At 70.7% G+C, this 24,293-nt stretch carries 18 protein-coding genes and 1 pseudogene; 13 read left to right on the forward strand and 6 right to left on the reverse strand.

Annotation, left to right across the window (positions count from 1 at the left end; genetic code table 11):
- Positions 1-8: 8 nt before the first annotated feature.
- The gene (locus ACZ7L9_RS16155) at positions 9-1,682 is read right to left on the reverse strand and encodes an AMP-binding protein (protein WP_471415796.1); all 1,674 of its coding nucleotides are present in this window, start codon (positions 1,680-1,682) and stop codon (positions 9-11) included.
- Positions 1,679-3,355 carry an AMP-binding protein gene (locus tag ACZ7L9_RS16160; protein ID WP_471415797.1) on the reverse strand — a complete coding sequence of 559 codons (1,677 nt, stop codon included), beginning with the start codon at positions 3,353-3,355 and terminating at the stop codon, positions 1,679-1,681. The genes ACZ7L9_RS16155 and ACZ7L9_RS16160 overlap by 4 nt, the downstream gene beginning before the upstream one ends.
- 133 nt (positions 3,356-3,488) lie before the next feature.
- On the opposite strand from ACZ7L9_RS16160, the gene ACZ7L9_RS16165 reads away from it, so the two are divergent.
- Both ACZ7L9_RS16165 and ACZ7L9_RS16170 read left to right on the forward strand, forming a co-directional pair.
- Entirely contained in the window at positions 3,489-4,331 is an 843-nt protein-coding gene (locus tag ACZ7L9_RS16165) for a response regulator transcription factor (RefSeq protein WP_471415988.1), read from the forward strand.
- A 118-nt stretch (positions 4,332-4,449) separates the two neighbouring features.
- Positions 4,450-5,094, forward strand: a complete 645-nt coding sequence (locus tag ACZ7L9_RS16170; protein WP_471415798.1) for a LysE family translocator — start codon at positions 4,450-4,452, stop codon at positions 5,092-5,094.
- A gap of 49 nt (positions 5,095-5,143) precedes the next feature.
- Here ACZ7L9_RS16170 and ACZ7L9_RS16175 read toward each other — a convergent pair.
- Positions 5,144-6,350: pseudogene (locus ACZ7L9_RS16175) on the reverse strand (winged helix DNA-binding domain-containing protein).
- Between the two features lie 115 nt (positions 6,351-6,465).
- Here ACZ7L9_RS16175 and ACZ7L9_RS16180 point away from each other — a divergent pair.
- Positions 6,466-7,341: a DMT family transporter gene (locus ACZ7L9_RS16180; RefSeq protein WP_471415799.1), complete on the forward strand. Its 876-nt coding sequence runs from the start codon at positions 6,466-6,468 to the stop codon at positions 7,339-7,341.
- Positions 7,342-7,456: 115 nt separating this feature from the next.
- Positions 7,457-7,882 carry a cold-shock protein gene (locus tag ACZ7L9_RS16185; protein WP_266749600.1) on the forward strand — a complete coding sequence of 142 codons (426 nt, stop codon included), beginning with the start codon at positions 7,457-7,459 and terminating at the stop codon, positions 7,880-7,882.
- 86 nt (positions 7,883-7,968) lie between these two features.
- On the opposite strand, the gene ACZ7L9_RS16190 is transcribed toward ACZ7L9_RS16185, so the two are convergent.
- Positions 7,969-8,199, reverse strand: coding sequence for a DUF6296 family protein (locus ACZ7L9_RS16190; RefSeq protein ID WP_471415989.1), 231 nt, complete (start codon positions 8,197-8,199; stop codon positions 7,969-7,971).
- 257 nt (positions 8,200-8,456) lie between these two features.
- On the opposite strand from ACZ7L9_RS16190, the gene ACZ7L9_RS16195 reads away from it, so the two are divergent.
- Positions 8,457-8,909 (forward strand): DUF5709 domain-containing protein, encoded by a 453-nt coding sequence (locus ACZ7L9_RS16195; RefSeq protein ID WP_389995743.1) that lies wholly within the window; start codon positions 8,457-8,459, stop codon positions 8,907-8,909.
- A 183-nt stretch (positions 8,910-9,092) separates the two neighbouring features.
- Positions 9,093-9,458 carry a nuclear transport factor 2 family protein gene (locus tag ACZ7L9_RS16200; protein WP_471415800.1) on the forward strand — a complete coding sequence of 122 codons (366 nt, stop codon included), beginning with the start codon at positions 9,093-9,095 and terminating at the stop codon, positions 9,456-9,458.
- A 72-nt stretch (positions 9,459-9,530) separates the two neighbouring features.
- On the opposite strand, the gene ACZ7L9_RS16205 is transcribed toward ACZ7L9_RS16200, so the two are convergent.
- The gene (locus ACZ7L9_RS16205) at positions 9,531-10,340 is read right to left on the reverse strand and encodes an ArsR/SmtB family transcription factor (protein WP_471415990.1); all 810 of its coding nucleotides are present in this window, start codon (positions 10,338-10,340) and stop codon (positions 9,531-9,533) included.
- Between the two features lie 200 nt (positions 10,341-10,540).
- Here ACZ7L9_RS16205 and ACZ7L9_RS16210 point away from each other — a divergent pair, with 200 nt between their 5' ends.
- Complete coding sequence (locus ACZ7L9_RS16210; RefSeq protein WP_471415801.1) at positions 10,541-12,958, forward strand: endonuclease/exonuclease/phosphatase family protein; 2,418 nt, start codon at positions 10,541-10,543, stop codon at positions 12,956-12,958.
- Between the two features lie 546 nt (positions 12,959-13,504).
- Positions 13,505-15,058 carry a peptidoglycan-binding protein gene (locus ACZ7L9_RS16215; RefSeq protein ID WP_471415802.1) on the forward strand — a complete coding sequence of 518 codons (1,554 nt, stop codon included), beginning with the start codon at positions 13,505-13,507 and terminating at the stop codon, positions 15,056-15,058.
- Positions 15,059-15,251: 193 nt separating this feature from the next.
- Here ACZ7L9_RS16215 and ACZ7L9_RS16220 read toward each other — a convergent pair whose 3' ends face one another.
- The gene (locus tag ACZ7L9_RS16220) at positions 15,252-16,814 is read right to left on the reverse strand and encodes a PH domain-containing protein (protein WP_471415803.1); all 1,563 of its coding nucleotides are present in this window, start codon (positions 16,812-16,814) and stop codon (positions 15,252-15,254) included.
- 374 nt (positions 16,815-17,188) lie between these two features.
- Between ACZ7L9_RS16220 and ACZ7L9_RS16225 the strand changes: the two genes are divergently transcribed.
- The 5 genes from ACZ7L9_RS16225 to ACZ7L9_RS16245 all read left to right on the forward strand — a co-directional run bounded on the left by ACZ7L9_RS16225 (position 17,189) and on the right by ACZ7L9_RS16245 (position 24,293).
- On the forward strand, positions 17,189-18,628 hold the full coding sequence (locus ACZ7L9_RS16225; protein WP_471415804.1) for an MFS transporter: 1,440 nt from the start codon (positions 17,189-17,191) through the stop codon (positions 18,626-18,628).
- Between the two features lie 91 nt (positions 18,629-18,719).
- Positions 18,720-20,291, forward strand: coding sequence for an FGGY family carbohydrate kinase (locus ACZ7L9_RS16230; protein WP_471415805.1), 1,572 nt, complete (start codon positions 18,720-18,722; stop codon positions 20,289-20,291).
- A gap of 75 nt (positions 20,292-20,366) precedes the next feature.
- Positions 20,367-22,040, forward strand: a complete 1,674-nt coding sequence (locus tag ACZ7L9_RS16235) for a glycerol-3-phosphate dehydrogenase/oxidase (protein WP_471415806.1) — start codon at positions 20,367-20,369, stop codon at positions 22,038-22,040.
- The gene (locus ACZ7L9_RS16240) at positions 22,037-23,590 is read left to right on the forward strand and encodes an FAD-binding oxidoreductase (RefSeq protein WP_471415807.1); all 1,554 of its coding nucleotides are present in this window, start codon (positions 22,037-22,039) and stop codon (positions 23,588-23,590) included. The genes ACZ7L9_RS16235 and ACZ7L9_RS16240 overlap by 4 nt, the downstream gene beginning before the upstream one ends.
- Before the next feature lie 43 nt (positions 23,591-23,633).
- Positions 23,634-24,293: a glycerol-3-phosphate responsive antiterminator gene (locus ACZ7L9_RS16245; RefSeq protein ID WP_471415808.1), complete on the forward strand. Its 660-nt coding sequence runs from the start codon at positions 23,634-23,636 to the stop codon at positions 24,291-24,293.

The following is a 24,293-nucleotide window of genomic DNA, read 5'->3' on the forward strand; positions in this document are numbered from 1 at the left end:
ATCCGGTCCTACCGGCCGTAGCGCTCCCGCAGTTCGATCTTGCGGACCTTCCCGCTGACCGTCATCGGGAAGGTCTCCAGGATCTGCAGCTGTCGCGGGATCTTGTAGTGCGCCAGTTGGTCGCGGCAGTAGCCCATAACCTCGTCCAGGGTCGGCGGGTCCGACGGGTCCCTCGGGATGACGCAGGCCAGGATCTCCTCGCCGTACGTCTCGTCCGCTACACCCACCACCTGCACGTCCGCGATCTTCGGGTGGCCGTGGAGGAACTCCTCGACCTCCCGCGGATACACGTTCTCGCCGCCGCGGATGATCACGTCCTTGATCCGGCCGACGATCTGTACGTAGCCGTCCTCGCGCATCACCGCGAGGTCCCCGGTGTGCATCCAGCGGCCCGCGTCTATCACCTCCGCCGTGCGCTCGGGCTGCTCCCAGTAACCGAGCATCACGCTGTAGCCCCGGGTGCAGAGTTCGCCCGCCGCGCCGCGCTCCAGGGTCAGGCCGGTCACCGGGTCGACGACCTTGACCTCGATGTGCGGCATGACTCGGCCGACCGTGCCGGTGCGGCGCTCCAGGTCGTCATCGCGGCGGGTCTGGGTGGACACCGGCGAGGTCTCCGTCATGCCGTAGCAGATGGACACCTCGTCCATGTGCATCTCGGCGACGACCCGCTTCATCACCTCGACCGGGCAGGGCGATCCGGCCATGATGCCGGTGCGCAGCGAGGTGAGGTCGTACGAGGCGAAGTCGGGGAGGTTCAGCTCGGCGATGAACATGGTGGGGACACCGTAGAGCGAGGTGCAGCGCTCCTGTTGCACGGCGGCCAGCACCGCGGCGGGCTCGAAGGAGGGCGCCGGGATCACGATGCAGGCGCCGTGCGAGGTGGCGCCGAGGTTGCCCATGACCATGCCGAAGCAGTGGTAGAAGGGGACGGGCAGACAGATCCGGTCCTGTTCGGTGTAGGCGACCAGCTCCCCCACGAAGTAGCCGTTGTTGAGGATGTTGTGGTGGGAGAGGGTGGCGCCCTTGGGGAAGCCGGTGGTGCCGGAGGTGTACTGGATGTTGATCGGGTCGTCGCAGGACAGCTCGGCTGCGCGGTCCGCGAGTTGCCTCTGGGTCACGGATGGCGCGCCGGCCAGCAGCTCGTCCCAGGACGGGTCGCCGATGTAGTGCACGGCGCGCAGGGCGGGGCAGCCGCCGCGGACCTGGTCGACCAGGCCGCGGTAGTCGCTGGTGCGGTGCGCGAGCGAGGAGACCAGGAGCGAGATCCCGGCCTGCTTCAGCACGAACTCCAGCTCGTGCGCCCGGTAGGCCGGGTTGATGTTGACCATGATGGCGCCGATGCGGGCGGTGGCGTACTGCACGAGGACCCACTCGGGGCAGTTGATCGCCCAGATGCCGACCCGGTCGCCCTTGGCCACCCCCGACGCCATCAGCGCACGGGCCAGCTCGTCGACCGACGCGCCGAATTCGTCGTACGTCCAGCGTCGCCCCGATGCGACGTCGACGAGCGCCTCGCGTTCGCCGAAGGCCGCGACCGCACGGCCGAGATTGCCCCCGATGGTGTCGCCGAGCAGCACCGTGGTGCCGGTGCCGTGCGCGTAGGACAGCTCCTGGGCCCGAGCACGGTCCCCCGGTCCGGCGACACCGGCACCGGCCCCATGTGCGTGGGACAGCTCGCTCATCGCAGATCCCCCTCGTCGTACTCGGTGCCGGCGCCCCGGGCCGTGCGCTCGCGCAGTTCGATGCGGCGGATCTTGCCGGAGACCGTCTTGGGCAGCTCGGCGAACTCCAGCCTGCGGACCCGCTTGTACGGCGCGAGGACCGCCCGGGAGTGCTCGAACAGGATCTTCGCCGTGTCCGGTCCGGGCTCCCAGCCCTCCGCGAGCACAACGTACGCCTTCGGCACGGCGAGCCGTACCGGGTCGGGAGCCGGGACGACAGCGGCCTCGGCGACCGCCTCGTGCTCCAGCAGGGCGCTCTCCAGCTCGAACGGCGAGATCTTGTAGTCGGATGCCTTGAAGACGTCGTCGGCGCGGCCGACGTAGGTGATGTAGCCGTCCTCGTCGCGGGAGCCGATGTCACCGGTGCGGTAGTAGCCGCCGGCCATGGCCTCTGCGGTCCGTCCCGGGTCGCCGTGGTAGCCGGTCATCAGGCCCACCGGGCGGTACGACAGATCGAGGGAGATCTCTCCCTCGGCCGCGCCGGGTTCGCCGGTGACCGGGTCGAGGAGCTCGACCTTGAATCCGGGGCTGGGCCGTCCCATCGAACCGGCCTTCAGCGGCTGCCCCGGGGTGTTGGCGACCTGGACGGCGGTCTCCGTCTGGCCGAAGCCGTCCCGGATGGTGACGCCCCAGGTGCGCCGCACCGTCTCGATGACCTCCGGGTTCAGCGGCTCACCGGCCGCGACGACCTCGCGCGGCGGGGTCTTCAGCTGGGAGAGGTCGGCCTGGATCAGCATCCGCCAGACGGTGGGCGGCGCGCAGAAGCTGGTGACGCCCGAGCGGTCCATCTCGGCCATCAGCCGGCCCGCGTCGAAGCGGGTGTAGTTGAAGATGAAGACGGTCGCCTCGGCGCTCCAGGGCGCGAAGAGGTTTGACCAGGCGTGCTTGGCCCAGCCGGGCGAGGAGATGTTGAGGTGGACGTCCCCGGGCTTGAGGCCGATCCAGTACATCGTCGACAAGTGGCCCACGGGGTACGAGACATGGGTGTGCTCGACGAGCTTGGGGCTGGCGGTCGTCCCCGAGGTGAAGTAGAGCATCAGCGGTTCGTCGGCGTCGGTCTCCCGGTCCGCCTCGAAGGTCTCGGGCTGCTCGTCGGCGCCGGTGTACGACAGCCAGCCGGGCACGTCCGCGCCGACCGAGATCCGGGTGTAGTCGCCGGGCACCTCGTCGAACTTGGCGGTGTCGGTGTCCCGCACCAGGGCGTGCCGGACCCGGCCGCGCTCCACCCGGTCGCGCAGATCGACCGGGCCGAGGAGCGGGGTGGCGGGGATGACGACGGCGCGCAGCTTCATCGCGGCGAGAGCCGTCTCCCACAGCTCGACCTGGTTGCCGAGCATCACGAGGATCCGGTCCCCGGCCCGTACCCCCTGCGAGCGCAGCCAGTTCGCGGCCTGGTTGGAGCGGGCGGACATCCGGGCGAAGGACACCTCGGTGCGGCCGCCGTCCTCCTCCACGATGTGCAGGGCGGTGCGGTCGTTGTTCTCGGCGATGGCGTCGAACCAGTCGAGTGCCCAGTTGAAGTGTTCGGTCCGGGGCCAGCGGAAGCCCTCGTAGGCCGCGTGGTAGTCCTCGCGGTGCTGCAGCAGAAAGTCCCGGGCGGCCCGGAACGTCTCCGTCGCGCTGGTTGCCGACATGTGCCCTCCTCGTTGCGGACCGGACCGGTCGTTTAACATCATGTAAACAGTGACCCAGGTCTCACCACCCCCGAACGGGGGTGGGCAGCGAGGATGGTGCTGAGCCTCTGGAGCCGGGCAGAGAGGCGTGAGCGTGCCGGAATCCGTCGATGCGATCGAGATGCAAGCGGCGCTGCTGCGGCTGCGCCGGACCAGTGGGCTGCCCGTGGCCTTCGGCGGGCTGCTCTCGGACGCCCGCCATGCGCGGATCGCCGAGCTGAACGGGGCACAGACCGCCGCCCTGCGCGGTCTCGTCATCTCGGCGGGCAGCGGGCTCGGCGGCAAGTCGATCGCCCTCTCCCGGCCGTGTGCGGTGACCGACTACCGCTCCTCGCGCCACATCAGCCACGAGTACGACCTGGCGGTCGCTGCGGAGGGCCTGCGCTCGGTGGTCGCGGTGCCCGTCGTCGTGCGACGCAAGGTGCGTGGTGTGCTGTACGGGGCGCTGCGTGAGCCGATCACGCTCGGCGACCGCATCTTCGACGCGGCGGTCGCAGCCGCCCGCGATGTGGAACAGGCCCTGGTCGTACGGGACGAGGTGCAGCAACTGCTGGCCGTTACCCGGGAACAGGTCACGGATCCGAGGGCGGCCCCGGAGGCCTGGGAGGACGTCCGCGAGGCCCACCGCGAGCTGCGTGCCCTGGTCCCGAAGGTCCTCGACCCGGCGCTGCGCGACGAACTGCTCTCGGTGTGCGGGCGGCTCGCCTCGGCGGCCGGGGCCCGCGCGTCGAAGCCCTGCGGGGTGCATCTTGCGCCGCGCGAGGTGGATGTGCTGGCCTGTGTGGCGGCGGGTGCGACGAACGCGGCGGCGGCGGAGCGGCTGGGGCTGCGGCCGGAGACGGTGAAGGGGTATCTGCGCGCGGCGATGCGCAAGTTGGGTGCGCATACCCGGCTGGAGGCGGTGGTGGCGGCACGACGGGCGGGGCTGCTTCCCTGAGCCCGATGCCCCGGCCGCCATCCCTCGATGGCACGATCCCTCGACGGGCTGGACCGTCGTATTCGACTCAACGGCGGGCGGGACCGTGTCGTACCTTCGGTGCGAGGGGGTGATGGACATGGTGTCCACGCATCAGTATCTGGCCTTCGCCGCGATGTCCCTGCTGGTGATCGTGATCCCGGGACCGAGTGTGCTGTTCGTGATCGGCCGGGCACTGGCCCACGGTCGGCGCACCGCGATGGCGACGGTGCTGGGCAATGTGGCCGGAAGCTACGTCCTGGTGGCGGCGGTCGCGTTGGGGATAGGTTCGCTGGTCGAGCGGTCGGCCACGGTCTTCGTGACGGTCAAGCTCGCGGGGGCGGCTTACCTGGTCTTCCTGGGGGTGCAGGCGTTCCGGCATCGCAAGGAGATGAACCCGGGTGCCGTCGTGGTGCCGGACCGGCCGGCGCGCGGTGATCTGCGGACGGTGGCCGACGGTGTGCTGGTCGGGGTGACGAACCCGAAGGGCATCGTCTTCTTCGCCGCGGTGCTCCCCCAGTTCGTGAATGCGTCGGCGGGGCATCTACCGGCGCAGATGCTGCTGCTGGGCCTGGTGCCCATCGGTATCGGGCTGGTGACGGACACGCTGTGGGGGTTGGGCGCCTCCGCGGCGAGGAACTGGTTCGCCCGCTCGGAGCGGCGGCTCTCGCTGATCGGCGGTGCCGGAGGCTTCGCGATGATCGGTCTGGGCGTGACGGTGGCGGCTACGGGCCGATCGGACTGAACCCGTTCGTCGCCCCGTGCCGGTCGCTGCGCCGTCGGCTCGCCGCCCCTCACTCGAAGTCGACGAACGTCGCGAACCGGATGTCGTATCCGTCCGCGTCGGTGACCGCCGTCGTCATGGTGGCGAGCATCCGTACGGCCTCTTCCGTGACGGCGTCGCGATCCGCCGGGCCCAGCCTGCCGAGCGGCTGCACGGTGAGGGTCCTCGGCCCGGCGACGGTGCCGCCGAATCGCCAGATCGCCGCGAGGAATCCGTCGACCAGCACCGATCCGTACGCCTGGTTGCCGTTCCCGTTGCGCCCCCGGTACTCGGGCGGAATGATGCGCGTACGGTCCGCGTGGCCGAGCAGCACGTTGTCGAACTCGGGCAGGAAGCGCGGCGGGGCGGGGGTGCTCGTCGGGGCGCGGGGCGTCCGGCAGGTCGAAGAGCTCGGTGCCGTTCTCGTCCCGGAAGGTGATGAGCCGCGGCCGCAGCCGTTCGAAGACCTCCCGCAGCCGGGTCAGCCCGGCCCATGTCTGCATGTCCTGCACGGAGGCGGGCCCGAAGGCGCCGAGGTAGCGCAGCACGGTGGCATCGGGTGCGGGGACCGGCTCCGACGGGCTGCCGAGCCAGTGTTCGGCGGTGGTCAGCGCGACCTGGCCGCTCCTCCCCCACACCCCGCGCGGAGTGACCTGGACCAGCGGGAGCAGACAGCGGGCGGCCACGCCCAGCGACTGCGGGTCGGCGTCGGGCCACTGCACGAGCAGCGCCTCGCGGATCTCCTTGGGGGTACGGGGCCGCTCCTCGACGAGCTCCCTGGCGAGCGCCCCGAGCCGGTCCAGCTCCACCCCGACGAGCCCCTTGCGGAAGGTCCTCAGCTCCCGGTCGCGCGCCGCCTGGACGAGCGGGCGCAAGGTGAGCGCGTCGGCGGCGGTGTGCAGGTGGATGGTGGAGCGCATGGTGACCAGACGGACCGCCTGACGGGACTCCATCAGTTCCGCGAGCTCGGCAGGGGCGAAGCCGTCGAGGCGGGCGAAGAGCTGGTAGTACGGCGGCTTGGTGTTCTGCGCCTGGAGACCGATCAGATGCTCGACGGCGTCCTTCGCGGACATCGCGGTCCGCCGCAGCAGCAACTGCCGCTCCAGCGTGGCACGCCCCAGTGCACGCGGAGAGAGCACGACCGGTGCGACGGCGTTCTTCTTCGGGGCGGGGTTCGCCTTCACGGCGGTGCTCTTCTTCGGGGCCATGGACGGCACGCTACGCGGGCTTGCGGACATCTTCGGTCCTCATCGACTGCCGCTCTCCGCTCCGTATGCCCGCTCCGTACGCCCCCGCCATGCCGCCACGCCGCCGCACCCCGGATCGTGGGCCCTGCGCCCGCATCATGGATCGGTGATCAGCGTCCTGTTCGCCATCCTGACCGCGCTCAGCAACGGCGCGGCCTCCGTGCTCCAGCGCCGCGCCGCCCGCACCGTGCCCGACACCGAGGCCATGCGTCTGTCGCTGATCAGGCACCTGCTGCGCCAGCGCTTGTGGTTCGCCGGTATCGGCCTGGTGATCGTCGCAGCTGTATGCCAGGCCGTGGCGCTGGCCACCGGGCCGATCGCCGTGGTCCAGCCGATCTTTGTGATCGAACTGCCGGGCGCGCTGCTGATGGCCGGATTCGTGATGCGGGTCCGGCTACCCCGGTCGATCTGGTACGCGGTGGCAGCCATGACGCTGGGGCTCGCCCTGGGCATGGCCTCCGCGGCCCCGGGCGGCGGCAGCACGTCCGTGCACGGAGCGGCCTGGGTGCCGACGCTCATCCTGACCGGCGCCTTCGAGGCCACGCTGATCGGCGCGGCCCTGAGCACCCGTGGCAATCTCCGGGGCGCGCTGCTCGGCTTCGCCGCCGCATGCGGATACGCGCTCACGGCCGCGCTCATGAAGGACGCCATGGCGCGGCTCCAAGCGGACGGCGGCGGAGCAGTGGCGTTGCTGACGTCCTGGCAGCTGTACGCCACCGCCGCGGCCGGGATGGGCGCGCTGTTCCTCCTCCAGAACGCACTCCAGGCGGGCACGCTGGTCGCCGTCCAGCCGCCGCTCACCCTCGGTGACGCGCTGATCAGCGTCCTGTACGGGGTGACATTGTTCGGCGAGGATCTGCGCACCGGCTGGTGGGTGCTGCCCGAACTGGTCGCACTCACCCTGATCACCGTGGGCTGCGTGGAGCTGGCCCGCTCCCCGCTGGCTTCCGGAACCGCGCCGCCGGCGCGCACGGTCAGGTGACCTGGTCCCGGCGATTGCCCGGATCGGGTCGCGCCGCCCGGACGCACAGGGCTATTCTCCGGTCGAGCCGTGTGTGGCGACGGGCAAGGGGCCCGATCATTTCTTGGGGGTTGGTGTGGTTTCTGGTCGTGTGGTGCGGTTCGACGGCGCACGGGGATACGGATTCATCGCGCCCGATCACGGCGGCGAGGATGTTTTCCTCCATGTGAACGACATGTTGATCCCGGAGTCATACGTACACACGGGTACGGCGGTCGAGTTCGAGATCGAGGACGGTGACCGGGGACTGAAGGCGTCGTCCGTCCGGCTCGCCGAGGGTCCCGACGGGAAGCCGCTGACGCCTCCGAGGCCCGTCGCGGTCCATGGTTCCGGATCGGCGGACGACGACACCCTGTGCGATGTGCTCAGTGCGTCCGAGTACACCAAGGAGGTGACCGACCTCCTGCTGGAGTCGGCGCCGACACTGACGGGGGCTCAGATCCTGCAGATCCGGAGCGGGTTGCTGCAGTTCGCCAAGAACCACGGCTGGACCGAGGGCTGACGGCCCCGCACCCGACAGAGCGGTGAACGACCCGGGGCCGCCCGACCGTGATCCGTCGGACGGCCCCGGGACAGGCCCCGGGCGGTTCAGACGCTCGGCTCACGCACCACCAGTGGGGTGCCGAGCACCTGGTGTCCGCCGGTGGCCAGCATGCGCACCTCACCGCGGTCGCTGATCTCCGCACGCACGATTCCGGTCTCGTCCTCGTAGATCGGGTACCCGCCCGCGCCCGACTGCGCCGTACGCCGAACAGTCACGGTGTCGTCCTCCACGGCGGACGCCTGAAATACCAGCTCGTAGCTCTCCGGGTAGTCCATCGCGATTCTCCCGATACGGATGAGGCAGGGCATGGTTCCACCTGCCGCTTCCATCGTCCCCCAGACCGACCCCCGGCGCCCGGTCTGGCGGCCCACGGCTGCGGGCTCATGCCCGGGCAACCTATCCTGAACCCATACGGGCGGTTCGACGGCATCAGGGCGCATACCGCACACATACCGCATGTACGCCCCCTTTCCCCCGAGTCGCGTGTGCGCCATGCACGACCGGGATCCCCGAGACCGGGAAGGGACTGACCATGAAGGATGGCGACATGGGAGACGATGTCTACCAGCCCCAGGAACCGGAGGCCTCCGATCCCACGGAGCAGCTCGACATCGAGGACACCCTGGACAACCGGGGGCTGACCGACCTCCTCGACGAGGGCTACTCCCCGCCCGAACGACCGTGGGCGGTGGAGGACCAGGGCACCACGGCCGCCGAACAGCACAGCGGCGAGCCGCTGGAGAGCCGTCTGGCCCGGGAACTGCCGGAGGTCACCGAAGCTGCGGGTGACGACGTGGGGGACCTGTCCGACGGTGACGGCGAACTCTGGGACGCGGAGGTCGGTACGGTACGCGCCGGCCGTCTCACCCGGCAGCTGGACATCAACGAGCCGGACACACTGACAGCCGAGGACGTCGGGATCGACGGAGCGGCGGCATCGGCCGAGGAGGCCGCCATGCATGTCGTCCGGGACAGCCAGGTCTGAGGAGGCGCTCTTTCTTCCTCCTGCACCGATTTCCCGCTGCACCGATGCCGAGCAGCCCGTTCCGCTGCCCGACCGTATGACCTCGGAGGTAATCGACGCCCTCCGCGCCGTCGGACATCGTGTTCCTCACCAGCACACGGGAGCCCGGCCCCAGGGGCCGGGACGTGAGGAGAGGACAGCACGATGACCGCATACGAGGATGCCGTTCAGCGCTACTTCGTCGCCTGGAACGCGGCCACCCCCGAGGACCTGGAGAAGGCTGTGGCGACCGCCTTCACCGAGACCGCCACCTACACCGACCCGCTGGCAGATGTGCGCGGCCACGAGGAGCTCACGGCCGCGATCAACGGGGCCCATCAGCAGTTCCCCGGGTTCGAGTTCCGGCTGACCGGCACCCCGGACGGGCACCACGACATCGTGCGCTTCAGCTGGGAACTGGTCTCCACCGACGGCTCGGCGCCCGTCGCCGGGTCGGACGTGCTCGAGCTCGCCGACGACGGACGCATCGCTTCGGTCAGTGGCTTCCTCGACCGGGTACCCGGAGCCTGATCCCGAACCTGATCCCCATGGCGTCCGGGTGGCCGAGCCGGCCCCCGGACCGCCTCGTCATCAGGCGGCCCCTCAGGCCGGCCCGTCGAGGAACTTCCCGCCCTCCAGAACGGTCTTGAGCGCCGAGAGGATCATGATCCAGCCGCCGCTGACGCCCTCCAGCATCTTGCTGTCCGGGCTGTCGAACCCGTCGTGGGTGATGGTCAGCTTGACGCCCATCTCGGGCACCTCGGCCGGCTCGATGTCGAAGGTCACCTTCGACCGTTCCCGGACGGCCTTCTCCCACGCCTCGTCCGAGGCGAAGTCGAACATCTGGCGGTGCATGGGCTGCAGGGTGTGCCAGGTGTACGAGAGCCGCTTGCCCGGCTCCGCCACCAGGACCCGCTGGCCGACCTCCTCGAATTCGCCGTCCGGGGCCATCTTCCAGCGGACCGGTGCGCCGACCTCCCACGTCGACTCGGGGCCGTGACCGACCATGTAGAGCTTGATGAACTCGGGGTCGGTCAGCGCCTGGTAGAGCTTCTCCGCGGTGGTCTGGATGTAGATGACGTAGACGAACTCGGGCTTTCCCATGACCGTTCCTTCCAGGGTCTGCTTGAGGTGGGACAGTGCGCTCAGGCGGTGGCGCTCGTACCGGCCGATCCAGCGGTCGGCGACCTCCTGGATGGGCACCGGGTTGAGGTAGTGCAGCTTCTCCCGGCCCCGGCGCACCGCGGTGACCAGCAGCGCCGATTCGAGCACCGCGAGATGTTTGCTCACCGCCTGCCGGCTCATGTCCAGGCCCTCCCCCAGCTCCCGCAGGGTCTGGCCGCCCCGCGCATTGAGCCGGTCGAGGAGCTCCCGGCGGCTCGGATCGGCGAGCGCCTTGAATATCGCGTCCATCGTCGCCATCACGTCACCGTCGCCCGTTCGTGTCCCGGAGCCACCATAGGCAACCTATTGGTTGCATGTCGAGCCGGGCGCGCGGCGCCCAATGCTTCCGGGTCGCCGGAGCGATTTCTGGAATTAACTTCTGATGTCTTGTCACGGCTGGGTCTACGCGCATAGCTTTTGCCCTCACCACACTTCGGGAGCAGCCCACCGTGCACATATCCAGACCTCGTTCCGTTCTGCTGGCCGGCGCCGTCGCCGTGACGCTCTCGGCCACCGCTCTGCCCGCCGCCTTCGCGGCTCCGTCCTCGACCGCCGTGATCTCCGAGGTGTACGGCGGCGGGGGCAATTCGGGTGCGACACTCACCCGCGACTTCATCGAACTGGCCAACGCCGGCACCGCCGCGTACGACCTGACCGGTTTCAGCGTGCAGTACCTGCCGGCCGCCCCGTCGGCCGGCTCGCTGTGGCAGGTCTCCGCGCTGACCGGATCCGTCGCCCCCGGCGGCCGCTATCTCGTCGCCGAGGCCGCGGGCACCGGCGGCACGGTCGCCCTGCCGGCGCCGGACGCCACCGGCACGGTCGCGATGGCGACCGGCGGCGGAACCGTCGCGCTCGTCTCCGGCACGACCCCGCTGACCTGCAAGACGGCGGCCGACTGCGCGGCCGACTCGCGAATCGTGGACCTCGTCGGTTACGGCTCCGCGGTCGTACGGGAGGGCAGCGGCCCGGCGACGGGAGCGTCGAACACCTTCTCGGTGGCGCGCGGCACGTCCCTCGCCGACACCGACGACAACGCCGCCGACTTCACCGCGGGTACCCCGACACCGGTCAACGCGGCCGGCGAGACCTCCGGCGGCTCCGACCCGGGTGACCCCGGCGGCCCGACCGAGCCCGGCACCGTCCGGATCCACGACATCCAGGGCACCACCCGGGTGTCGCCGCTGAAGGGGCGGCAGGTGACCGGGGTCCCCGGCATCGTGACCGGCGTACGGACCACCGGTTCGCGCGGCTTCTGGATCCAGGACACCGCGCCGGACTCGGACCCCCGTACCAGCGAGGGCGTGTTCGTCTTCACCGGCTCCACCGCCCCGGAGGTTGCCGTGGGCGACTCGGTGCTGGTCAGCGGCAAGGTGGACGAGTACTACCCGTCGTCGACCACCCAGTCGATCACCGAGATCACCGCCCCGAAGACGACGGTCCTGTCCTCGGGCAACGCGCTGCCCGCCCCGGTCGTGCTCGACGCGGCCTCGGTGCCGGACGCGTACGCTCCGTCGGCGGACGGCGGTTCGATCGACTCGCTGGCCCTCGACCCGTCGGCGTACGCCCTCGACCTCTACGAATCGCTCGAAGGCACCCGGGTCCGGATCTCCGACACTCGGGTGACGGGTGCGACGACCGCGTACGACGAGGTCTGGGTGACCGTCAAGCCCGACGAGAACCGGACCGGGCGGGGCGGCACGCTGTACTCCTCGTACAACGACCAGAACACCGGCCGTATCAAGGTGATGTCGCTCGACCCGGCCAAGCCGGTCCCCGTCGCCGACGTGGGCGATGTGCTGTCCGGCGCCACCACCGGTGTCGTGGACTACGCGTCGTTCGGCGGCTACAACCTCCAGGCCACCGAACTCGGCACGCTCACCGACAACCACCTGCGGCGCGAGGTCACCCGGAAGCAGAAGGGCAACGAGCTCGCCGTCGCCACGTACAACGTGGAGAACCTGGACGCGCTGGACCAGCAGGCCAAGTTCGACACCCTCGCCGAGGGCGTCGCGGTCAACCTCTCCTCCCCGGACATCGTGTCCCTGGAGGAGATCCAGGACGACAACGGTGCGGTGAACGACGGTACGGTCGGCTCCGAGGCGACGCTGAAGCGGTTCACCGACGCCATCGTGGCCGCGGGCGGTCCGCGGTACGCATGGCGCTACGTCGCCCCCGAGAACAACAAGGACGGCGGCGAACCCGGCGGCAACATCCGTAACGTCTTCCTCTTCAATCCGGAGCGGGTCGACTTCGTGGACCGCGCGGGCGGCGACGCGACCACCGCCGTGACCGCGGTGAAGACGAAGAACGGGGTGACGCTCTCGGCGTCGCCCGGCCGGATCACCCCGACCAACGAAGCGTGGGCCGACAGCCGCAAGCCCCTCGTCGGCGAGTTCCGCTTCCACGGGAAGCCGGTCTTCGTCATCGGCAACCACTTCACGTCCAAGGGTGGCGACCAGCCCCTGCACGGCCGCTACCAGGAGCCGAAGCGCAGCTCGGAGACCAAGCGGGTGAAGCAGGCGGCGGAGGTCAACACCTTCGTCAAGTCGCTGCTGGCCGCGGACGATTCGGCTCGGGTCATCACGCTCGGCGACCTCAATGATTTCGCGTTCTCACCGACGATGGACGCGCTGACCAAGGGTGAGGTGCTCAAGCCGCTGATCACCACGCTGCCCGCGAGCGAGCAGTACAGCTATGTGTACGAGGGCAACTCTCAGACGCTGGACCACATCCTGACCAGTCCCGGCATCCGCCGCTTCGACTACGACGTGGTGCACATCAACGCGGAGTTCGCCGACCAGGCGAGCGACCACGACCCGCAAGTCGTCCGAGTGGATGTCAACGTGCAGGGCAACAGCGGGCATTGACCGCCGGGCCCGCGCGAAGGCCGCGGGCCGTTCGGCGTGGGTGGGGCCGGGCCTCACCCACGCCGGGCTCCGGCCCATGGCCCGAGCCTCCCCTCACACCCTGTCGAACGGGCGGCAGGGCCGCCTCGGGGTCGTCGCGCCGGGTGGAGACGGCCTTCAGCCCTGCCCGGCGTGCCGTTCCGCCGGGGCGCGGGCGGCCCCGCAGGCCGCACCGTCCGGTTCCTCCCCCCATGCGCCCGGGCGGCGGCGCGGCGGGCGTGGCCACGGGTGATCACCGATGTGGCGCCGCCGCTGGTCGCCGAGCGGGAGCGGGGTGGAGTGCGCGTCCGACGTTCGTCCGCCGGCCCTGCCCGGTGACCGCCGAACCGGTCACCGGGCACCATTCGTCCTGCGCTTCAACCGCATTGGAGTGAAAGGGATTTCGACACGCGGGCAGATGATTGTCATGCCCTGGACACGTCGATACCCTGAGCGGGATTCGGCCCCTCGGCCCACCCCACTCGGGCCCGGGGGCCGTTCTCCTTCCCCCACAGAGCAGGAGCAGGTATGCCCAGACGAGCCGCTGTCCACACCAAGGGCCGCGCATCCGTCCTAGCGGCCCTCACCGTCACCGTCCTGGCCGCGACCGGCAGCCCGGCCTTCGCCGCTCCGGACGACGACCACTCCATGAACCGGGCGTTCGCACGGGCCGCCGCGAAGTTCGACGTACCGCGTGACCTGCTCGCCGCCGTCGGGTACGGCGAGACCCGTCTCGACGGCCACTGGGGACACCCCAGCCAGGCCAACGGGTACGGCGTCATGCACCTCGTGAGCAACCCCACGAACCCGACACTGGAACGAGCGGCCGCCCTCACCGGCGAACCGCCGGCCCGCCTGCGCACCGACGCGTCGGCCAACATCCTGGGCGGTGCGGCGGTGCTGCGCAGCTACGCGGACAAGCTCGGCCTCGACGACCGGGAGCGCGACGACGTCAACGCCTGGTATCCGGCCGTCGCCCGGTACAGCGGCTCGACGGGACGCGCCGCAGCCCTCTACGCCGACACCGTGTACACATTCCTGGCCAACGGGCTCTACGCCACCGTCCCCGGCGGTGAGCACATCTCGGTGACGGCCCGTCCGGTCTCACCGCAGAAGGGCGCACTCGACACCACCGACGTGCGCACACAGAGCACCGACTACCCGTCGGCGCTGTGGGTTCCGGCCGACGCGCACAACTTCGCCGTGGGCCGGACAGCCAGGATCGACAAGGTGATCATCCATGTCACGCAGGGCTCGTACGCGGGCTCGATCAGCTGGTTCCAGAACCCGACGGCGGAGGTGAGCGCCCACTATGTGGTGCGTTCCTCCGACGGCCGGATCACCCAGATGGTGCGCGACAGCGACACCGCGTACCACGCACGGAGCCAGAACGCCTCGGCGCTCGGCATCGAGCACGAGGGATTCATCGACGACCCGTCCTGGTTCACGGACACGATGTACCGCTCCTCGGCGGCCCTGACGAAGCACCTGTGCGACCGGTACGGGATTCCGAAGGACCGGGCGCACATCATCGGGCACAGCGAGGCACCGGGCAACGACCACACGGACCCGGGGCCGTATTGGGACTGGAACCGCTATATGCAGTTGGTGGGCGGGGCCAACGGCGGCGGCAACAGCGGTGACAGTCTGAGCTTCACCGTGTACGACACCCAGCGGAGCGGCTCGGCGGGCCCCCAGGTCAGAGCCGTTCAGCAACTGCTGAGCGAGCAGGGCTACGGGGTGGGCACGGTGGACGGCAGCTTCGGCCAGGCCACGAAGAATGCGGTGATGGCGTATCAGGCGACCCACGGTCTGACGGCCGACGGCGTCGTGGGTCGCAGAACCTGGACCGCACTGCTGTCCGCCGGTTCGACGACGACCCTCAAGCAGGGCGACTCGGGCGACGGGGTTAAGCGACTCCAGCGCTCACTGACCGCGGCGCTCGGCTCGACGGTCGGCATCGACGGGAGCTTCGGCCCGGCGACGGCGACGGCGATGCGCAGCTACCAGGCGAGCCGGGGCCTGACGGCCGACGGCATCGTGGGACGGGCAAGCTGGGCAGCGCTCCAGGCCGGGCACTGACGAGTTCTACCGGAAGACCGTGGCGCCGTCCGGCGTGAAGCCGGACGGCGTCGCAGGTCTCGGGCCCCGGTGCACGCACCGGGGCCCGGCAGGCCACCGGATGTCAGGCCCGCCCGGCCCGGCGGCGGGCCGCCACGACCGGGCCTTGCCGCCGGCGGGTGCGCAGCGCTCGCGCGTCCGGTTCGGGGCCGGCTCATGGCTCGCGGTTCGTGGTTTTCGCGGGGGTGTTCGCAGTGGTTTTCGCGGAACCCAGCGCGCGGATGATGCGGTTCAGGTCGGCCGGGGCGGCCGCGAGACGCACCGGATCGCCCGCGTCGTCGAGATCGGCGATGTGCCAGCTCGTGGGGATGCTGTCGCCGTCGCCGCCCCGGGCGCGCCGAACGTCCTTCACGGTGAGCCGCTCCACCGGTATCCGCTTCGCCGCGAACCGGCCGGGGCCGGGGTGGGGTGTCACCGCGGGCGGGCCGCCGCCTCCGAGGACGATGTGGGTGCCGAAGCCGTACGGGTTGTAGTCGGTGTCCTCCAGAAAGCGGGCGGCCAGGAACACCTCTTCCGCCTGGGCGGACACTTCGGTCGCTCCGCCCCCTCCGGCCTCTTCGGGCGTACGGATACGGGTGGCACGCCAGGCCCAGGTGAGGAGGCCCAGCGTGACCAGCGAGCCCGCGGCCGCCCACCTGAGTGCCACGGAATCGAGCAGAGTCGTGGGGTGGAGGTAGCAGAGCGGCAGCAACCACAGAGCGGTACCGACGAGCGGTACCGCGAACGGAAGGGCCGACGGGAGGACCTCGTCATCGGGCAGCCGGCGCCCGCGCAGACGCAACAGCGCCCGGACGCCGGGGCAACCCGCGGCGAGGACGAACGCGGCCGCGACCGCGGCCAGGTCGCCGGCGCCGGGCATGTGCTCGCGCCACACGCGGTGCTCCCCCGCGATCTTCCTCACCTCGCCGCGCCAGGCCGTCAGTTCGACCCTGTCTCCGGGCCGGAACGCTTGAGCGTCCTCCCGCGGGACCGCGACCCGCTCCAGCGGCCGGTTGCCGGTGAAGTACACCCAACTGCTCCGCTTGGGACGGTTGACCTCGGTCCGCGCGACCACAGCCGGCAGGATGGTCAGGCACTCGTCGCGTTTCGTGACCGGCGTCTCGGCGGAGCACGGGGTGGCCGACTGCCACGCCCGCAGGTCCGAGGCGGCGTACGGCACGAACGCCCCGGCCACACCCGCGCACGCGAGCAACAGCACGCACAGACTCAGCGCCCCCGCCCAGCCACGCCCGGCGGTGCGGTCCGTGACGACGGGGACGTGGCCCGACTCCGGTGCCCCGTAACGGCGGTGCAGCGCGCGGAACGCGTCCAACTGTGCGTCGAAGTCCGGGTCGGCGGAGGACCGGCTCCGCGGCAGTGGCAGGACCCGCTTGCGGCCGTCGCGCAACATCAGGCCGACGCGACGAATCTCCTGGCCCTGGTGCCCGTGCTTCAGACGTACGCGCAGGTCGGCGACATCGCTCCACGGCGCAATCCGGCGGCGCAGCAGGGTCCGGGAGCACAGACCGTACGCGTCGGCGCTCACCCGGACTGTGACCGCATGGAGCGACGCGATGCCCATCAGCGCGAGCAGCAGGCCGACGCCCAGCCACGGGTCCGGCCCCCAGTACACCAAACGCGCCACAGCCACGCCCGCCCCGCCCGCCCCGAGCCCGACGAAGAACCACAGGACACGCTGGTGGACGGGGCGGCAGCTCACTTCCTGGACATCGTTCACGCACGGAATCGTGCCATCGGCCCGGCAGCGCGTACTTGTGCAGAGTGCGGCAGCTTCCTGGCCCACAACTCTGCCGACCTGTCCGCCCTGGAGCCGGCCACGGCGGCGCCCCGAGGGCCGGCGGATGCCGCCGGGGCGGTGCACGTACCATGAAGACCCACGTCACGTTTGAGTAACCTGCCGGAAACCCTTGACGTTTCTCCTGACTCGTTCCTAACCTCACTGCGTAGTTCGCATTCCTTGCAGTTCACGTGCTGCGGCGCTTTCCGCAGTGTTTTGACAGGCACAGACATAGACCACCTGTCGGTGGTTTCGTCATGCCTGTTTTTTTGTGCTCCCCGTGCCGCCGATGGGTCTTCCTCGAAGGCGGATTCATGGCACAACGTCCGAGCGTCAAAGGCGTCGCCGATGTCGTTGCGCTCATCGATGGGCTGGGAAAGATCACCGGCCGGGCGCAAGTCATCTGGTTTCTCGTGTTCGGCGGGCTGTTTCTCGACGCCTATTCGAACGCCGCGCTGAGCGCCGGTCTGGGACCGATGACGTCCCAGATGGAGCTCACCAGCACCCAGGTCTCGATCCTCACGGCCACCGCTCCGGCCCTGGCGATCATCTTCAACCCGGTCGGCGGCTGGCTCGCCACCCGGATCGGCCGCGTTCCCCCGCTGCTCATCGCCAAGGTGTTCGCCATCGCGGGCGCTCTGCTGGCCGCGTTCGCCGGTGACTTCACCGTCGTCTGGCTCGGCCGGGTCCTGGTGGGGGTCGCGTACGGCATCGACTTCGCGGTTGCCATGGCGCTGCTCGCCGAATACACGCCGGCGAAGCTGGGCGGCCGGCTGAACCTGTGGCAGGCCGTCTGGTACGTCGCCACCACCAGCAACCTCGCGCTCGCCCTGCTCTTCTTCAACCTGGACGTCGGTGCGGACATCTGGCGCTGGTCGGTCGGCTCGGCCGCGGTGGTCGCCGCCGCGCTGCTGCTGGGCCAGTGGCTGATGCTCCGGGAAAGCCCGACCTGGCTGGCGAGCAAGGGCCGGCTGGACGAGGCCGTCGTCAACCTGGACAAGATCTACCGGATCAAGGCCGTCGCCGGCAGGCCCGACGAGGCGACCCGCGCGGCCACCGAGGCGCCCGCCATCGGGTTCCGTCAGGCCGGACTGCTCTTCAAGGGCGAGTACCTGCCCCGGACGATCCTCTCCTCGGTCATCTCGCTCGGGCAGTCGATGCAGTACTTCGCGGTCGGCTGGTACCTCCCGCTGATCAGCCTGACCATCTTCGGGGAGAGCTTCGAGAAGGCCACCATCGGCTCGATGGTCTTCAACGCCTTCGGTATCGCGGGCGGTCTCCTCTCGGCGTACTTCGGACGGCGGCTCGGGCTGCGGCTCAGCTCCGCGGCCGGTTTCGCCGGGGTCTTCGTCGCACTCCTCGCGATGGGGCTGACCTTCGAGAAGGTCCCCACCGCCGTGGCGTTCCTGCTGCCGGTGCTGTTCATCCTCTGCCACTCCGCGGGTCCCGGCGCCAACGGCAAGTCCATCGCCGCGCTCTCGTACAGCAGTGATGTCCGCGCGCTCGGCACCGGTGTCACCGGGATGGTCGGCAGCTTCGGCAGTGTCGTCGGGCTGTACGTCTTCCCGCAGATCAAGGACTCGCTGGGGCTCGCCGACACCTTCCTGGTGCTCTCCGTCGTGCCGCTGCTAGGTCTGATCACCTGCCTGGCGATCAAGTGGGACCCGACGAAGGCCGCCTCCCCCGACGAGGCCGTCGGGCAGGACCGTGATGCCGCCGAGGAGCGAACCGCCCGTTCCGCGACCGCGCGCTGACGCGCCGCCGGACCTGCCGCACCACACGATGGTCCCCTCCCCTCCCGTATCCCTCCGCACAGCTCGCGAAGCTCGCAATGAAAGGGCTGCAATGACGCAGACGTTCCCCGGCGCCGCCCCACGGCGCGGTGTGCTGTCCATCGACGAGGGCACCACGGGCACCAGGGCCGGAGTCGTCCTCGACTCCGGCGCAGCCCACGAGGTGTTCTACCGGTCGATCAGGGTCAGCCATCCGGACGACCTCTCGGTCGAGCAGGACCCGATGGAGATCTGGAGCGCCACCGTCGAAGTGGCGCGCCGGGCTGTCGGCCGGGCCCGCGAGGAGGACATCGAGATCACCGCGGTGGCGCTCTCCACCCAGCGGGCCACCGCGATGCTGTGGGACCGGATGACCGGGCGGCCGCTGCTGCCCGCGGTGGTGTGGCAGGACCGGCGTTACGCCCATGAGCTCACCGCGTACGAGGCGGAGTGGGACGCCGCCCTGCTGGCTCGCCAGGGCCGGCCGGTCGGCGCCCGCGCTCCGTTCCTCTGGGCCGCGCGGCAGATCGCCGCGCACCCGGAGGTGGCCGCCGCACACCGCGAGGGCCGGCTGCTCTTCGGCACCGTCGACACCTGGCTGATCTGGCGCCTCACCGGTGGTGCCGTACACGCCACCACCCCGACCAACGCCGCCTCCACCGGCGGCTATCTGCTGGAGCGGCACGCCTGGGACGAGGAGTGGATCAGCCACCTCGGCTTCCCCCTCGACCTGCTTCCGGAACTCCGCTCCGACGACGCCGGATTCGGTACCACCGACCCGGCCGCCCTCGGGATCGCCGTCCCGCTGGCCGCCTCCATGGGCGACCAGCACGCCGCACTGATCGCGCTCGGCGGCCTCGCCGCCGGGCAGGGCATGTGCGTGTACGGGACCGGCGCGTTCGTCGACGCGGCGACCGGCACCACGCCCGCCCTGCCCCGGCCGGACATCTCCGGGGTGCTCGCCCAGCCCGGCCGGCGGCAGGGCGACACCAGCCACTACAGCCTGGAGGCGTACACCTCCACGGCGGGTTCGGCGCTGCGCTGGCTCTGTGACGACCTGGGGCTGTTCGCCTCGCCGAAGGAGCTCGGTGAGGAGGCGGGCCGGGTCCCCACCCGGCCGGGCCGCACCCCGCGTTTCGTCCCGGCGCTCGCCGGGGTCCGTACGCCGGTCTGGCACCCGGAGGCCACCGCCTCCCTCACCGGGCTCACCCTCGCCACCACCCGCGCCGATCTCGCCCGCGCCGTGCTCGACGGCATCGCGCACTCCGTGTGCGACCTGATCGACGGGGTCGCCGACACCATGGGGACGCCGTTCACCCGGCTCCGGGTCGGCGGCGGGGTCTCCGGCAGCGACCCGCTCATGCGGATCCAGGCCGACCTGACCGGCCTGCCGCTGGAGCGGGTCTCCGACTCCGCCACCGCCAGCCTGCGCGGCACCGCCTACCTGGCCGGGGTCGCCCAGGGCCTGTGGTCCTCGCTCGCAGAGGTCGTCGAAGCACAGCCGCACGGCCGGATCTTCGAACCCGCGATCACCGCGGCCGAACGCACCGAGCAGCGGGCCGCCTGGCGTGACGTGCTGATCGCCCATCTGAACGACCCCGCGCTGCTGCCCCTGACGAACCCCGAACCCCGAACCCCCCACTGACGGCCCCCGACCGTCGCACCGGCGGCCCGTACCCGACCACGTGGCCGCCGCACCGAAACACCAGGAGTTGATGTTGTGATCACCATGCCCGCCCGGAAACCGCGGCGCAGCGCCGCGGCGACCCGCCGAACGCCCCTGCTGCTCGACCGGGCGGCCCTCAAGCGCCGGCTGGCCGACGACACGTACGACGTGCTCGTCATCGGCGGCGGCATCACCGGGGCGTACGCCGTGCTCGACGCGGCCTCGCGCGGGCTGCGCGCGGCACTGATCGAGAAGGACGACTTCGCCTCCGGCACGTCGTCGAAGTCCTCGAAGATGGTGCACGGCGGCCTGCGCTACATCGAGCAGGGGAACGTCAACCTGGTCCGCCACTCGCTCCTGGAACGTCACCGCTTCCGCAAGAACGCCCCGCACCTGGTGCACCGGCTGCCCTTCCTCTTCCCGATCCTGGAGAAGGAGGGCATCTTCGACGCCCGCCTCGCCAAGGGCTTCGAGGGTCTGCTGTGGACGTACGACCTGGTCGGCGGCTGGCGGATCGGCAAGCTCCACCAGCGGCTCACCGTCCCCGAGGTGCTCGCGCAGGCGCCGACGCTGCGCGCGGAGAACCTCAAGGGCGGGCTGATGTACTTCGACGCCCGCACCGATGACGCCCGGCTCGTGCTGACCATCGTCCGGACCGCCGCCGCGCTCGGTGCGACGATCCTCAACGGTGCCAAGGCCGAGGGTCTGCTGATGCAGATGGGCAAGGTGTCCGGCGCCCGGGTCTCGGCGGACGGCGACACCATCGACATCCGCTCGCGGGCCGTCGTCAACGCCACCGGTGTGTGGACCGACGAGCTCGACGCGAAGGCCGACGACGGTCACAAGCCGCAGGTACGGCCCGCCAAGGGCGTCCACATCGTGGTGCCGTGGGACAAGGTCCGGATCAACTGCACGGTCACCGTGCCGATTCCCGGCCGGGCCCGCCGCGCGACCTGCACCCGCTGGGGCAACAGCGTCGTGCTCGGCACCACGGACGAGGACTACCAGGGCTCCCCCGACGATGTGCACTGCACCCGTGAGGAGATGGACTTCCTGCTGGAGGGCGCCAACACCGCCTTCGAGGGGAAGCTCACCCCGGACGACGTGGTCGGCTCCATCGGCGGCCTGCGACCACTGGTCGGCGGCAAGGAGGGCGCGACGCTCGACATGCGCCGCGACCACCACATCACCGTCGGCCGCACCGGCATGGTGACGGTGACCGGCGGCAAGCTCACCACCAGCCGGCACATGGGCGAGCTCGTCATCGACAAGGTGATGGCGGTCCTCGGCCGCAGGGGCAGGAGCCGCACCACGGACCTCCCGCTGCTCGGCGGTGCCGGTTACGACGCCGAGGCCGTCGCGGCCTCCGGTGGCATCGCCGCACACCTCGGCGAGCGATTCGGCACCGAGGCCCGGTTCGTCGGCGACCTGATCCAGGACGACCCGACGCTGGCCGAGCCGGTGGTCGCGGGACTGCCGTACACCAAGGCGGAGGTCGTGTACGCGGCCCGCGCCGAACTGGCCCGTTCGGTCGACGACGTGCTCTCCCGGCGGCTGCGCGCCCGGCTGTTCGCCCGGGACGCCTCCGTCGACGCCGCCGGGGCCGTCGGCGCGATCCTCGGCCAGGAACTGAACCTCTCTCAGGCCGAGGTGGAGCGTTCGGTCTCCGAATACCTCGCAGCCGTCCGTCACGAAAAGTCCGTACTCCTCGAAGGGGCAGCAGCATGATCAGCCGTCAGACCATCACCCACCCGTTCAACCGGGGCAACTACACGATCGGCGCCCCCAGCTTCGCCAAGTGGGCGCAGAACACCCCGATCGGGGACGGCGAGGCCGCCCTCCAGGTCGACCCGGTCGACGTTCCCGAATCCGTGATCGAGGCGCTGCGCGGGGCCGCGCACGCGGTGCACACCTCCCGCGACGAGGTCGTCACCCGGACCCGTGACTGGTGGGCCGGCTCGATGATCGGCGAGACCGAGGGCCGTCCGGCGACGCCGAACGCCGTGATCGTCGAGGCGGCCGACGCCGACCAGGTCGCGGCAGTGCTGCGGATCTGCCACGAGGCCGGCATCCCGGTCACCCCGTCCGCCGGCCGCTCCAACGTCACGGGCGCGGCGCTCCCCGTCTTCGGCGGCGTCGTCCTGGACGTCTGCGGACTGAACGAGATCACCGGCTTCGACGCCGAGTCGAACATCGTGGACGTCCAGGCCGGCATGTTCGGCGACCTCTTCGAGAAGCAGCTCCAGGAGGAGTACGGCGTCACCACCGGCCACTGGCCGTCCGCGTTCGCCGTGTCCACGGTCGGCGGCTGGATCGCCTGCCGGGGCGCCGGCCAGCTCTCCACCCGTTACGGCAAGATCGAGGACATGGTCGTCGGCGTCGACGTCGTGCACGCGGACGGAACCCGTGCCACGTACGGCGACTACGCCCGCGCCGCGGTGGGTCCGGACCTGCGCCAGCTGTTCGTCGGCTCGGAGGGCACCCTCGGTGTCATCGTCTCGGCGCGGCTGCGCGTCCACCCGCTGCCCGAGTACGCGAACGCCGTCGCGTTCGGCTTCAAGACCTTCGCCGAGGGCCTGGACGCCTGCCGCAGGATCATGCAGCGCGGTGCCACTCCGGCCGTGCTGCGGCTGTACGACGCCCTGGAGTCGGGCACCCACTTCGGCCACCCGGAGACCAACCTCCTGCTCATCGCCGACGAGGGCGACCCGGCGATCGTCGACGCCTCGATCAAGGTGGCGCGGGAGGTCTGCGAGGCCTACGGCCCCGAGCTGGACAGCAAGGCCGTCTTCGAGCGCTGGCTGGACGAGCGGATGCTGGTCGGCAAGTCCGCCGACGGCTTCAAGCCCGGTCCCGGCTTCGTCGCCGACACCCTGGAGATGGCCGCTTCCTGGACCGACCTCCCGGTGATCTACGACGAGGTGGTCGCCGCGATCCAGTCGGTGGACGGCACCCTGGCCGCCTCGGCCCACCAGTCCCACGCGTACACCGACGGCGCCTGCGTCTACTTCTCGCTGCGCGGCGACGTGGCGCCCGAGTCGCGGCGCGACTGGTACCGCTCGGTGTGGGACGCGGCCAACGCCGTACTCATCAAGCACGCGGCCGCGCTCAGCCACCACCACGGCTGCGGTCTGCTGCGCGGCCCCTACCTGGAGGAATCCCTCGGGGCGGGCTTCGCGACGTTCGTCGCGGTGAAGAAGGCCCTGGACCCGGCCGGCATTCTCAACCCTGGCAAACTGGGCCTTCCCAGCCGATTCGGTACGTCCCCGCTGAACTGACCTCAGCAGCCGCGAACCCTCCTTCCCCAGGCAGGCCCTTGCCATGACCCCTTCCCCGTCCCGGTCCGGTGCCGCACTCGACCCCCGGCTCGCCTCTGCGTTCGCCGAGGTGCCGGTCGTCGCGTCGGTCGTCGGCACGCAGCCGCTGCGGCAGTTCCTGACCGCACCGGCCAAGGTGTGCATCGTCGCGTCGCTCGCCGTGGGGCAACTGCCCCAGGTCGTGCCGGCGCTGGGCCGGGCGGGGAAGACCGTGTTCGTGAACGTGGACAGCAGCCCCGGTCTGGCTCAGGACCGGGGCGCGCTGGAGTTCATCAAGAACATGGGCGCGCACGGCGTGGTCAGCACCCGGCTCTCCCTCATAGAGAAGGGCCGCCCGCTCGGCCTGCTGACGATGATGAAGGTGTTCGTCACCGACCGGTCCAATCTGCGCCGCTCCACGGACGCGATCTCGCGCGGGGCGCCGGACCTGGTCGAGATCATGCCCGCCCCGATCATCGGCCGGATGAGCGCGCAGGCACAGCGCGCGATGTCCCCGTCGATCGCCGCCGGCTTCGTGGAAACCGCCGCGGACGTGGCGCTCGCTCTGGCCCTCGGGTCGGCCGCGGCAGCCACGTCCGACCCCCGCCTCTGGCACCTGCGCCGGGACCAACTGCCGCCGGTCCCGCCCAGTGCCCTGAAGAGGCCCGCCCCACCCCAGGAGTAA

The sequence above is a fragment of the Streptomyces sp. NPDC111516 genome, assembly GCF_055635345.1.